Source organism: Oleiagrimonas citrea, from assembly GCF_012395255.1.
Classification (GTDB): Bacteria; Pseudomonadota; Gammaproteobacteria; order Xanthomonadales; family Rhodanobacteraceae; genus Oleiagrimonas; species Oleiagrimonas citrea.
Map to the genome: position 1 here is coordinate 149957 of NZ_JAAZQD010000003.1, position 12732 is coordinate 162688.

10 protein-coding genes are annotated in these 12732 nt (G+C 66.7%); 8 read left to right on the forward strand and 2 right to left on the reverse strand.

Going from position 1 to position 12732, the window contains the following annotated elements:
• Positions 1-14: 14 nt before the first annotated feature.
• Positions 15-1373 (forward strand): formimidoylglutamate deiminase, encoded by a 1359-nt coding sequence (locus HF690_RS07780; protein ID WP_168609050.1) that lies wholly within the window; start codon positions 15-17, stop codon positions 1371-1373.
• Here HF690_RS07780 and HF690_RS07785 read toward each other — a convergent pair.
• Entirely contained in the window at positions 1363-2019 is a 657-nt protein-coding gene (locus HF690_RS07785) for a hypothetical protein (RefSeq protein WP_168609051.1), read from the reverse strand. The genes HF690_RS07780 and HF690_RS07785 overlap by 11 nt on opposite strands.
• A gap of 73 nt (positions 2020-2092) precedes the next feature.
• On the reverse strand, positions 2093-3004 hold the full coding sequence (locus tag HF690_RS07790; RefSeq protein WP_113063378.1) for a LysR family transcriptional regulator: 912 nt from the start codon (positions 3002-3004) through the stop codon (positions 2093-2095).
• 181 nt (positions 3005-3185) lie between these two features.
• Here HF690_RS07790 and HF690_RS07795 point away from each other — a divergent pair, with 181 nt between their 5' ends.
• The 7 genes from HF690_RS07795 (at position 3186) to HF690_RS07825 (ending at position 12715) form a co-directional block, all read left to right on the forward strand.
• Entirely contained in the window at positions 3186-4175 is a 990-nt protein-coding gene (locus HF690_RS07795) for an aldo/keto reductase (RefSeq protein WP_168609052.1), read from the forward strand.
• A gap of 65 nt (positions 4176-4240) precedes the next feature.
• Complete coding sequence (locus tag HF690_RS07800; RefSeq protein ID WP_168609053.1) at positions 4241-4972, forward strand: SDR family NAD(P)-dependent oxidoreductase; 732 nt, start codon at positions 4241-4243, stop codon at positions 4970-4972.
• A gap of 188 nt (positions 4973-5160) precedes the next feature.
• On the forward strand, positions 5161-6411 hold the full coding sequence (locus tag HF690_RS07805; RefSeq protein ID WP_205300813.1) for an MFS transporter: 1251 nt from the start codon (positions 5161-5163) through the stop codon (positions 6409-6411).
• A 240-nt stretch (positions 6412-6651) separates the two neighbouring features.
• Entirely contained in the window at positions 6652-7389 is a 738-nt protein-coding gene (locus HF690_RS07810; RefSeq protein WP_168609054.1) for an ABC transporter ATP-binding protein, read from the forward strand.
• Positions 7386-9752, forward strand: a complete 2367-nt coding sequence (locus tag HF690_RS07815; RefSeq protein WP_168609055.1) for an FtsX-like permease family protein — start codon at positions 7386-7388, stop codon at positions 9750-9752. Before HF690_RS07810 ends, HF690_RS07815 begins: the two co-directional genes overlap by 4 nt.
• Positions 9753-9768: 16 nt before the next feature.
• Positions 9769-10968, forward strand: coding sequence for an efflux RND transporter periplasmic adaptor subunit (locus tag HF690_RS07820; RefSeq protein ID WP_168609056.1), 1200 nt, complete (start codon positions 9769-9771; stop codon positions 10966-10968).
• A 229-nt stretch (positions 10969-11197) separates the two neighbouring features.
• Entirely contained in the window at positions 11198-12715 is a 1518-nt protein-coding gene (locus tag HF690_RS07825) for a SulP family inorganic anion transporter (protein ID WP_168609057.1), read from the forward strand.
• Positions 12716-12732 lie beyond the last annotated feature (17 nt).

Below are 12732 nucleotides of genomic sequence, written 5' to 3' on the forward strand. Positions count from 1 at the left end.
GCGAGGAGTCGGCAATGGACAGGACGACACTGCGCGTCGACCAGTTGTGGCGCGATGGCGCCTGGCAGCATGACGTGCGCATCGGCGTCGAGGAGACGGGCATGCTGGGCGTTCCGGACGAGCACACGGAGCAGCATCTGGGCTGGGTGCTTCCGGGCATGCCCAATCTTCATTCGCATGCGTTCCAGCGCGCCATGGCAGGGTTGGCCGAACGCCGTGGCCCCGGCGATGACAGCTTCTGGACCTGGCGCGAGGCCATGTACGCCTTCGCTTCGCGAATCGGGCCCGATGATTTGAAGGCCATCGCGACGCAGTTGTACGTGGAAATGCTCAAGGCCGGCTACACGCATGTCTGCGAATTCCACTATCTGCATCAACGTCCGGATGGCCGTCCATACGAGGATGCCGCGGCGATGTCGCGCGCACTGATCGAGGCCGCCGACGAGGCGGGTATCGGCATGACGCTGCTGCCGGTGTTGTATCGGAGCGGTGGGTTCGACAGTCGTCCGTTGAACGAGCGCCAGCGGCGTTTCGGTCTGACGGTCGAGGCCTATCTGCGTCTGATCGAGCAGCTGCGCGCCGAGGAGAGTCCTATGCTGCGCATCGGCGCGGCGCTGCACTCCCTGCGCGCAGTGCCGGAGTCGGCGCTGCGCGAGGTGCTGGCGGCCGAGCCGTTGCGGCAGGGGCCGATTCATATCCACATCGCCGAGCAGGTCGGCGAGGTGCAGGACTGCCTTGCGTTGCGCAACGTGAGGCCGGTGCGCTGGCTGCTCGATCACGCGACGGTGGATGCGCGCTGGTGCCTGGTGCACGCCACGCATCTGGACGAGGACGAAGTGACCCGCCTGGCCGGGAGCGGGGCGGTGGCCGGTCTGTGTCCGACGACCGAAGCCAATCTCGGCGACGGACTGTTCGCGCTGGCCGATTACCTCGATGCCGACGGTCGTCTCGGGATCGGGTCGGACTCGCACATTTCGGTGTCACCGGTGGAGGAGTTGCGCTGGCTCGAATACGGGCAGCGCCTGCGCGCCAGGCATCGCAACATCGCTTCGCGGCAGCGCGGGGCCAGCGTTGGCGAGCATCTGTGGCAGGCCGCGTTGGCGGGCGGTGCGCAGGCATCGGACCTGCCGCTCGGCGCGTGTGAAATCGATGCCCGCGCCGACCTGCTGGTGCTCGACGAAGATGCACCGCAACTGGCGGCGCGCGACGGGACTTCGATGCTCGACAGCTTCCTGTTCGCCGGCAATGCGCCACTGGTGCGCGATGTCATGGTCGGCGGAGCGTGGGTCGTGCGGGATTTCCGTCATCGCGACGAAGCGCGCATCGCCGCACGCTATCGCAGCGCCGTCGAGGCACTGCGCGCTACAGCGTGAAGTGGAAGCCCTGCAGCGCTTTTTGCAGGGTCGCGAAAGCGGCGCTCTTGGTGAATGGCGGCGTCCGTGGCGGGCTGTAGACCTGCGGATTGGTGCCCGTGACCATCAGGTCGATGGCGATGCACGCTCCGTCGTGCACCAGACGGTAGCTGTGTGTGTGCATGTAGTGGTTCATGGCCGCATCACCTGCCTCGAAGTAGGTGAAACGGGCGCCGTTGACCGTGCGCGTGCCATGGTCCCCGCGCGCATTCGGCGGTGCAGTCAGGCAATCGTTCACGGCCTGCGGGTCGCGGCTGGCGCCGATGCGTAGCGCTGCGCGGGTGATGTCGTCGGAGCCGGGCACGATCAGGGCGACGATCGGATGTCCCGGGCTGCCCGGAGGCGCCCAGGCCTTCCAGGCGTCGTTGCGCATGTAGCCGTCGGCGAAACTGCGCCGCGCGATCATGTCCTGCGGGTAATCCACGCGGAAACCGTAGGCGGAACTCTGGAAGTGAGCGAGTGGGGCGCTGCGCGTGCTTACCGGAGACGCCTGGCTGGCGTCGTGTCTGGACGCGGCGTTCTGTGTCGCGGCCCGGTCGGGCGATGAAGGCGAGCAGCCTGCGAGCAGCGTGAGCAGGCCAGTGGCGAGAGAAATCCATGGGCGCATGATGTGCTCCTTGCGTGACGCGGTCCCAGTGTCGGCTTCGGTGTCCCGGGAGGTCAACCTTGGCGCATATGGATCATTCGCCGCCATTCAGTTTCTCGCGCATGAAATCGATGAACACGCGCAGCTTCGGTGGGACCTGGAACCGGCTTGGGTAGTACAGGTACCAGCCGTCGTACGGCGGCAGCCAGGTATCGAGCACGCTGACCAGCCGGCCGCTGGTCAGGTCGTCGGCGACATGTTCCTCGAACACCTGCGCGAGCGCCGCGCCCTGGCGCGCCGCTTCGACGATCGTGGCGTGGTCGTTGACGATGAGGTTGCCATCGACGTGCACATCGAACCAGCGGCCGGCGTTCACGCCGCCGCGTTCGGCGAATTCCCACTGATGAATCGGGCCGCCGGGACGGAAACGGAAGCGGACACAGTTGTGTGCGGACAGCTCGCGCGGATGCATCGGCGTTCCGTGCCGGCGGAAATACGCCGGCGAACCGACCACGCGCGAGCGGTTCGGTCCGCCCAGCGGTACGGCGACGACGTCCTTCTGCAGACTCTCGCCGAGGCGGATGCCCGCGTCGAGTCCCTCGTCGATGAGGTCCACCAGACGCGTCTCGACGCGCAGATCCAGCGTGATGTCGGGATAGGCATGCATGAACGCCGGTATCAGGTGGCTCAGAATCCGGGGATTGGCCAGCGTCAGGCGCAGGGTACCCGCCGGGCGCTGGCCGTGCTGGCGGGCGTTTTCCATGGCGTCGTCGATCACGGCCATGGCCGGCGCGATACGGGCGAGGAAGTCGCGCCCGGCCTCGGTCAATCCCACGCGTCGCGTGCTGCGCTGCAGGAGTCGCACGTCGAGTTTTCGTTCGAGATGGCGCAGGCTCTGGCTCAGGGCCGAAGGCGTGACATCCAGCTCTCTGGCGGCGCGGGTGAAGCTGCCGTGCTGGGCGATCAGCTGGAAGTTGCGCAGGGCGGCAGTGGGGTCGTCACGCATGCGAGAAGTCCAGAGCGGCATCGATGGAGATATCGATTAATTAGCATAACTTAACAGAACATCAAGAAATAGTCGCTTTTTACCGGCAATGCTTTTCGCGACACTGGCTGCGTTGTCCGTGCGGGATGCCGTGATCGGGGTTCTGTGCGGTTCGTCGATTCATTGCCGAGGAGGGCATCGCATGAAAAAGCGCACGCTGGGTTCCAAGGGGCCCGAGGTTTCGGCTATCGGTCTGGGCTGCATGGGCATGAGCGAGTTCTACGGCGCGCACGACGACGCCGAGTCGACCCGCGTCATCCATCATGCGCTGGATGCAGGGCTGAATGTCCTGGACACCGCCGATGTCTACGGCCCGCACACCAACGAGGTGCTGGTCGGCAAGGCCATCCGCGATCGTCGCAATGCGGTGTTCCTGGCGACCAAGTTCGGCATCGTGCGCGATCCGGATGACCCGACCAAGCGCGGCGTCAGCGGTCGTCCCGAATACGTGCGCGCCAGCTGCGAGGCGAGCCTGAAACGCCTAGGCGTCGATCACATCGACCTGTACTACCAGCACCGTGTCGATCCCGACACGCCCATCGAGGAGACTGTGGGGGCGATGGCCGACCTGGTGAAGGAGGGCAAGGTGCTTTATCTGGGCCTGTCCGAAGCGGCAGAGGCAACCATCGAGCGTGCGCACGCGGTGCATCCGATCACGGCAGTGCAGAGCGAATATTCGCTGTGGACGCGCGACCCGGAGAATGGCGTCCTGCAGACCTGTCAGCGTCTGGGCATCGGTTTCGTGCCGTACAGCCCGCTGGGGCGCGGCTTCCTGACCGGTGCGATCCAGCGTCCGGATGATTTCGATGACGACGACTACCGTCGCCACAACCCGCGCTTTCAGGGCGAGAATTTCCAGCGCAATCTGACACTGGTGGACAAAGTGGCCGAGCTGGCGCGCGACAAGAACTGCGCGCCTGCGCAGCTGGCGCTGGCCTGGGTGCTGGCGCAGAGCGAACACATCGTGCCGATCCCGGGTACCAAGCGGATCCAGTATCTGGATCAGAACATCGGCGCGCTTGATGTCGGGTTGTCGGCCGAGGAGTTGGCGACGGTCGATGCGGTCTTTCCGCACGATGCCGCGTCGGGCACGCGCTATCCGCAGGCGATGATGTCGCTGCTGCACGGTTGATCGGATGATGGCATGAAGCGGTGTGTTCCCGGTGGGCCGGAAGCCAGGACATTCAAGGAAATCGCATGGATCTTGCACTGAAGGGTTTGACCGCCGTGGTCACGGGTGGCAGTTCGGGCATCGGCGCCGCGATCGTGGAGGCGTTCGCTCGGGAGGGATGCCATGTCCGGTTCTGTTCGAGAACGGCCGAGAAGAATGCGGCGATGATCGAGCGGCTTGCACCGTATGGCGTTTCAGTCGATGCAGCGACGCTCGACGTGTCGGCGCCGGATGCTCTCGACTGGATACGGAGTCTGGGCGACTTCGATGTGCTCGTGCCGAACGTGAGCGCTTTGTCGGCCGACTGGGATGCCTCGTTGCAGCTCGACGTGTCGGCCACGGTCGATCTGATCGAATGCGCGACAGAGACGTTGAAGCGGAGTGCGCATCCCGCCATCACGTATGTCGGATCGAAAGCGGCGACGTTCGCGACCCCCGGCCTTGAAGCCTACGGTGCGGCCAAGGCGGCCATGGTGCATTACATGAAGTCCCTGTCCCAGCGGCTCGGGCCTTCCGGCGTGCGCGTGAACGTGGTGGCTCCCGGCGACACCCTGTTTGCGGGCGGCATGTGGGATCGGATACGCGGGCACGATCCGGTGCTTTACGAGCGCACGCGGACGGGGAATCCGATGCAGCGCTTCGCGGCGCCGGAGGAAGTGGCTCGTGCGGTAGTATTTCTGTCCAGCCCGGCCGCGTCGTTCGTCAACGGAGCGCATCTCCTCGTCGATGGCGGAGCGACGACCCATGTTCACGGTTGAAATGCGTAGTGCTTGAACGAGGCGAAGTGTCTGGCTTTTTCTTCCTTCCGCTCCATGCCGATCGGCGATGGGTAACGAAGTGATCCATGCATTCGAGCATGCGAGCGCGGAGGAAGGTTTCCACGAGGCCGAACCGATGCTCGGCCGGGAACATGTGCCGAGAGGCCGGAGACAGGAAAAGGTTGCGCATGAGCACACAGGGTAGCGATGAGACGATGCGCATCAGGCATGGTACGAAAGACTTCCGTCGCACCAATCTCGCCCTGTTCGCCGCCGGCTTCTGCAACTTCAGTCTGATGTACTGCGTGCAGCCGCTGATGCCGACGTTTTCGGCGACCTTCGGCGTGCATCCGGCGGAAGCCAGTCTTTCGCTGTCGCTGACCACCGGGGTGCTGGCCTTCGCGATGCTGGTGTGTGGAGCCTTGTCGGATGCGCGGGGACGCAAGCAGGTGATGAAGGTGTCGCTGCTGGCGTCGTCGCTGCTGACGCTGGTCACTGCGCTGATGCCGAGTTGGCACGGTCTGTTGCTGATGCGCACGTTGATGGGCCTCTCGCTGAGCGGCGTGCCGGCCGTGGCGATGGCCTACGTCAGCGAGGAGATGCATGTCGATTCGGTGGGGCTGGCGATGGGGTTGTTCATCGGCGGCTCGGCCGTTGGCGGCATGGGTGGACGTCTGCTGACCGGCGTGTTCACGGATGTATTCGGATGGCGCGCGGCCATTGCCTGCATCGGCGTCATCGGTCTGGCAGCGGCGCTGGTCTTCTGGCGCACGCTGCCCGAGTCGCGCCATTTCCAGGCGCGCAGGCTGCGCGCCGGCGCATTGGCGCGCACGCTGGGCGAATTGTTGCGCGAGCGCGGTCTGCGCTGGCTGTTCATCGAGGGCTTCCTGCTGATGGGCACCTTCGTCACGCTGTACAACTACATCGGCTATCGACTGCTGGCGCCGCCGTACAGCCTCAGCGTCAGTGCCGAGGGCGCGATCTTCGCGGTGTACCTGGTCGGCATTTTCAGCTCGACCTGGATGGGCCACGTCGCCAACCGCATGGGCCGGCGCAAGTGTTTCTGGAGCGCGTTCGTGCTGCTGCTCGCCGGCATGGGCCTGATGCTGCTGCAGCCGCTGGCGGCGGTGGTGCTGGGGCTGGCCGTGGTCACGTTCGGGTTCTTTGCCGGACACTCGATGGCGGCCAGCTGGGTCGGCCGTCGCGCACCGCATTCGAAGGCGCAGGCGTCGTCGCTGTATCTGTTCGCGTACTACATGGGGTCGAGCCTGGCCGGCGTCGCGGGCGGCCTGTTCTGGAGCCGGGACGGCTGGCTCGGCGTGACGCTGTTCACGGCGGTGTTGACGGTCGTGGGCCTGTTCGGCGCGCTGCGCCTGATTGCCATTCCGCCCCTGGCCACTTCGCGTAACACACCGATCCACGGCGGCGCCGCGCAGTAGAGGCGTCACTCTGGCCGGTCGTGCCGGCCGGTGCATCCGGGCTGCTGTCGCCGCAAGCGGCGACGGCTTTCGAAAAAGTGCGCCATGCCGTGTCTTGCATGAACGGGCTGCGTCGATCGTGGCGGCGACTGGCTCATGGACGAGATGGTGCGCTTTTCGACCTGCGCCCTATACTGTCTTTGCGCGGGCCAATGCCGCATCGACCCGCGCACGCCAATGTGCGAACACGGAACCGCGCCGATGATCGAGCCGTCCCCGCACGTGGCCCATGCGCTGGAAGCGGTCTTCCGCGCGCGTGGGCTGACCAAGATCTATCGCATGGGCGAAGTCGAGGTCCAGGCGCTTCGCGGTGTGGATCTCGATCTGTATCGCGGCGAGTTCATTGTGCTGCTGGGCCCCTCGGGCAGCGGCAAGTCGACCCTGCTCAACATCCTCGGTGGCCTGGATGCGCCCAGCGACGGTGAGGTCTGGTACGAGGGTCATCACCTGACCGGTGCCAGCGAGCGCGAACTGACGCAGTTCCGCCGCGAGCACGTCGGCTTCGTGTTCCAGTTCTACAACCTGATCCCGAGCCTGACTGCGCGCGAGAACGTGGCCATCGTCACGGAGATCGCCGAGCAGCCGATGGCGCCGGAGGAGGCGCTGGCCCGCGTCGATCTTGCCGACCGTATGGATCATTTCCCTGCGCAGTTGTCGGGCGGCCAGCAGCAGCGCGTGGCCATCGCGCGCGCCATTGCCAAGCGTCCCGCCGTGCTGTTGTGCGACGAACCCACCGGTGCCCTCGATTCGGCCACTGGCGTGCGTGTGCTGGAAGCGCTCGAACGGGTCAACGACGAACTCGGCACTACGACGGTGGTGATCACACACAACGTCGACATCGCTCGCATGGCCGGGCGCGTGCTGTATCTGGGCGATGGCCGCATCGTGCGCGAGGAGCGTCCCGCCCACCGTGTCCCGGCTCGGGAGCTGCGCTGGTGAGCGCGCTGACACGCAAGGGTTGGCGCGATCTCTGGTATCTGCGTGGGCAGGCCCTGGCGATCGCGCTGGTGATCGCGGGGGGCGTGGCGACGCTGGTGATGTCGCAATCGACCTACGAGTCGCTGACCGCGACCCGTGCGCAGTTCTATCGGGAAGGCGCGCTGGCCGATCTGTGGGCGCCGCTCAAGCGGGCGCCGGACACGCTGTTGCCTCGGATTCGGGCGGTTCCGGGCGTGCAGGCTGCGCAGCCGAGATTGCAGGCTGCGGCCACGCTGTCGCTGAAGGGATTCGGCGAGCCGGTGCGTGCCGAGGTGGTCTCGCTGCCGCTGCACGGCGGGCAGCCACTCCTCAATCGCGTGCAGTTGCGAAGCGGACGGCTGCCGGACCCCGGCGTCGACGATGAGGTCGTGGTGGGCGAGGCGTTCGCCAGCGCACACGAACTCCACACGGGCGATCGTCTGGACATGATTCTGCGTGGCCGTGAACGCCGGGTGCGCGTGGTCGGCATCGGCACGTCGCCGGAGTATGTCTATCAGTCGCCGCCGGGCGCGGTGTTTCCGGATTTCGAGCGTTACGCGGTGCTGTGGATGAACCGTCATGCCATGGAGCGGGCGCTGAACATGGATGGGGCGTTCAACAATGTCGTGCTGCGCCTGGAGCCCGGCGCGCGTCCCGCGGCGGTGATCGCCGCGCTCGATGCGCTGCTGGCCCGCTACGGCGGTATCGGCGCGTACGGCCGGCACGAACAGGTTTCTGCGCGCTACCTGGAAGAGGAATTGCGTCAGCTGCAGACCATGGCGCGCCTGTTTCCGGCAATCTTCCTGGGTGTGGCCGCGTTCCTTCTGCACGTGGTGCTGATGCGGCTGCTCGGTACTCAGCGCGAGCAGATCGGGGTGCTCAAGGCGTTCGGCTACCGCAACCGCACGCTGGCCGCACACTATCTGGGCATGGCCGGCGGCATTGCCTGTGGTGGCACGCTCATCGGCATAGCGCTGGGGGCGTTGCAGGGGCATTGGCTGGCCGGGGTGTACCAGGACATCTATCGGTTTCCCTTCCTGGCCTACCACCTCAGTTTGCGCGCCGTCGTCATGGGTTTCGCGGTGAGCCTGGCGGCCGCCTGGGCCGGTGCGGCGATGGCGCTTCGCGCAGCGGTCCGCCTGCCGCCGGCCGAGGCGATGCGCCCACCGGCGCCGCCGCGATTCCGTCCCACGTTGATCGAACGCCTGGGCCTGCAGCGATGGTTGTCGCAGCCCGCGCGGATGGCGCTGCGGGATCTCGAGCGCCGACCGGGGCGCGCGGTGCTGACCGTATTCGGGCTGGCGATGGCTTGCGCGGTGATGATGGTTGGACGCTTCCAGGACGACGCCATCGAATGGATGGTCGACACGCAGTTGGGCGTCGCCCAGCGCCACGACCTGTCGGTGACCTTCATCGAGCTGACGCCGCGCCGCGCGATCTTCGAACTGGCCGCCTTGCCGGGCGTGCGCGAGGCGGAGCCGGTGCGCTCGGTCCCGGTGCGACTGGTGCACGGACATCGCAGCTACCGGACCGTGATCGAAGGGTTGCCGGACCCGGCGCGTCTGAAGCGGACGCTGGATACCCGACTGCAGCCGGTGCAGCCCGCGGGAGGTGGTCTGCTGCTGACCGACTATCTGCGCGGCATGTTGCAGCTTGCTCCTGGCGACGAGGTTGAGGTCCAGGCGCTGGACGGCCATCGGCGTCGCCGCTCAGTGCGCGTGGAGGGATTCGTGCACGAGTACATCGGGGCACAGGGATACATGAATCTGGATGCGCTCAATCGCCTGCTGGGCGACGGCGATGTCGTCTCGGGCGCGTTGCTCGGCGTCGAATCCGGCGCCGAGAGCGAGGTCTACCGGCGTCTGAATCGGCGATCCAGAGTGGCCGGCATCGGTTCGCGGCTGGCGTCGGTGCACAGCTTCTACACGACCATGGCCGAGAGTCTGCTGGTGTTCACGCTGGTGGCCGCGCTGCTGGGGGCGGTGATCAATTTCGGTCTGGTCTACAACGCGGCCCGGATCAGTCTGTCCGAGCGCGGTCGCGAGCTGGCGAGTCTGCGCGTGCTGGGCATGACCGGCGGGGAGGTCGGCATGGTGCTTCTCGGGCAGCTGGGATTGCTGGTGCTGCTGTCGCTGCCGTTCGGGTTCGCCGCGGGCGTGGGGCTGTGCTGGCTCATGGCGACGGGGTTCCAGTCGGAGCTGTTTCGCGTGCCGGTGGAGTTGTCCACCTCCACATTCGCCTTCGCGGGACTGGTAGTGCTGGGAGCCAGCGTGGTGTCGGCGTGGCTGATACGCCGTCGTATCGCGCGGCTGGACCTGATCGCGGTGCTGAAGACTCGCGAATGAGGGAGAGGGAACGAGTATGGGTCGTCGACACTGGATTGTGCTCACGCTGGCTGGCATCGCGGTGGCGGCTGTCGCATTCTGGGCACTGCAGCCTTCGCCGCGCCCGGTGGATGCGGCGCGGGTGACGCGCGGCGATCTGGTGCAGCGTTTCGAGGAGGAGGGACGCATGATGCTGCCGCGTCGATGGGTGCTCTCGGCGCCGATCGCGGGGACGCTGCGTCGCATCGAGTGGCTGCAGGGCGATGCGGTGAAGGCCGGTCAGGTTCTGGCCGTGGTGGATCCGGCGCGCGGGGTGCTTCTGGACCCGGCGAGCCGCGCACGCATCGAGGCCGAGCAGCATGCGGCGGAAGCGTCACTCGAGGCCGCCGGGCAGCGTCTCGCGGCGGCGCGTGCCGACGCCGATCTGGCCGAGCGGGACGTGCGACGCATGCGCGAGCTTTCCACCACCGGCGCAGTCAGCGTTGCGGCCCGCGAGGAAGCCGAGGCGCGGGTGGCCCGGGCTCGGGCCACGGTGCAGGCTGCGGTCGCTGAGCAACGCGCGGTCGCACAGCAGCGTGCCGCGCTTGCTGCCGTGCTCGGCGGGCAGGGGCGTGCCGGCGGGACCGCCGTCGAGATTCGCGCGCCGGTCACGGGGGTGGTGCTGCATCGTTATCAGCAGAGTGCGGTGCCGGTACAGGCCGGGCAGGCGCTTCTGGAGATCGGTGATCTGCGCACCCTGCAGGTCATGGTGCAGGCGCTGTCGCAGCAGGCGCTCGCATTGCGACCGGGGACGCCCGCGCGGATCCTGCGCTGGGGGGGCAACCAGGCACTGCCGGCACGGGTCGTGCGCATCGAGCCCGGCGGTTTCACCAAGATCTCGGCGCTGGGCGTGGAGGAGCAGCGGACCCAGGTGTGGCTCGAGATCACCGCGCCACGGGCGCAGTGGCGCGGACTCGGTGACGGCTTCCGCGTCGAGGTCGAATTCGAGGTCGCGCGTCGTCACGATGTGCTGCAGGTTGCGGCAAGCGCGGTCTTCCGGGACGGAAGGCGCTGGGCGGCGTACCGCATTGAGGACGGCCGCGCGCGGTTGGTCCATGTCGAGTTGGGCGCACGTGCCGATGACGCTGTGGAGGTGCTCGGCGGTCTGCGCAAGGGCGACGCCGTGGTGGCCTTTCCCGACGACCGTCTGCGCGACGGTTTGCGCTTGCGTGTGCTCGGCGATGCTCCGGGAGCGTGATGTGGCACGGGGTCCCGGCGGTGGTCGGCTGTGGCCGGGCATGCGACAATAGAACGCTCGGCCGCGCCGTTCTGCGCGCGAAAGCCGGTTTCCATTGACGAATATCTGTGTGGCGCGCGCCCCTGCGGATGCGCGTCTTCGTGCTGCCGCTCACCGCGGTGGCGTCGCGTGTCCCGTATCCGGCATGGCAAAGCGTCGTGCCGGGCGGCTGTTATCGAGTCCCCGATCGATGTCCCTGCCTGTTCGTGAAATCCGCAACAACACTCTGTCCGGTCTGACTGTGGCCCTGGCGCTGGTGCCCGAGGCGCTGGCCTTCGCGCTGGTCGCGCATGTCAATCCGCTGACCGGTCTCTATGCCGCCTTCGTGATGTGTCTGGTGACGGCGCTGTTCGGCGGTCGGCCGGGCATGATTTCCGGCGCGACCGGCTCCATGGCGGTGGTGATGGTGTCGCTGGTGGTCACGCATGGCGTGGAGTACCTGTTCGCTACCGTGGTGCTACTGGGGTTGATGCAGCTGGTCTTCGGCGCGCTGAAGTTCGGCAAGTTCATCCGCATGGTGCCGCATCCGGTAATGCTGGGCTTCGTCAACGGTCTGGCCATCGTGATCTTCATGGCGCAGCTGAGCCACTTCAAGGAGAAGGGCGCGGACGGTGCGCTGCACTGGCTGCATGGCACGCCGCTGCTGGTGATGCTGGGTCTGGTGGCGTTGAGCATGGCGATCATCTACCTGCTGCCGAAGTTCACGCGAGCGATCCCGTCGGCGCTGGCGGCGATCATCGCGGTGGCGCTGCTGACCCAGTTCGGCGGCATCGCCACGCGCACGGTCGGCGACCTGGCCTCGATCAAGGGCGGATTCCCGCCGTTCCACATCCCCAGCGTGCCGTGGAACTTCGACACGCTGCGCATCGTGTTCCCGTACGCGCTGATCCTGTCGATCATCGGCCTGACCGAATCGTTGCTGACGCTGAACCTGATCGACGAGATGACCGAGACCCGCGGCCAGCCCAACCGCGAATGCATGGCGCAGGGCGCGGCCAACGTGCTCAGTGGTTTCTTCAGTGGTATGGGCGGCTGCGCGATGATCGGGCAGAGCATGATCAACGTGAACGCGGGCGCGACCAGGCGCCTGTCCGGTGTGGTCGCCGGCGTCGCGCTGCTGTGCTTCATCCTGTTCGCCTCCGACCTGATCGAGCGTATTCCGCTGGCGGCGCTGGTCGGCGTGATGTTCGTGGTCTCGGAAAAGACTTTCGAGTGGGGCAGTGTGCGCGTGTTCGGCAAGGTGCCACGCGCCGACGCGCTGGTGGTGGTCGCGGTGACTGCGGTGACGGTGTTCACCGACCTGGCCATCGCGGTGGTTGTCGGCGTGGTGATCTCGGCGTTGGTGTTCGCCTGGAAGCACGCCAAGCACATCGGCGTGGAGACCTCGACCGATCGCGATGGCTGCAAGATCTATGCGCTGCACGGCACGTTGTTCTTCGCCTCGGTCAGCGGTTTCGCCGATCTGTTCACGCCGCGCGAGGACCCGAAGGACGTGGTTGTCGAGTTCAAGGACGCCAAGGTCATGGACCACTCGGCCATCGAGGCCATCGACGCCCTGGCCGAGCGCTATCAGAAGATCGGCAAGCGCCTGCACCTGCGCCATCTCAGCCCGGACTGCGCCGAACTGCTGCACAAGGCGCGCAAGATGATCGAGGTCAACGTGCTGGAAGACCCGAAGTACCATCTCGCCGACGACCAGCTGGGCTGATCGCCGGCGCGGGCGCG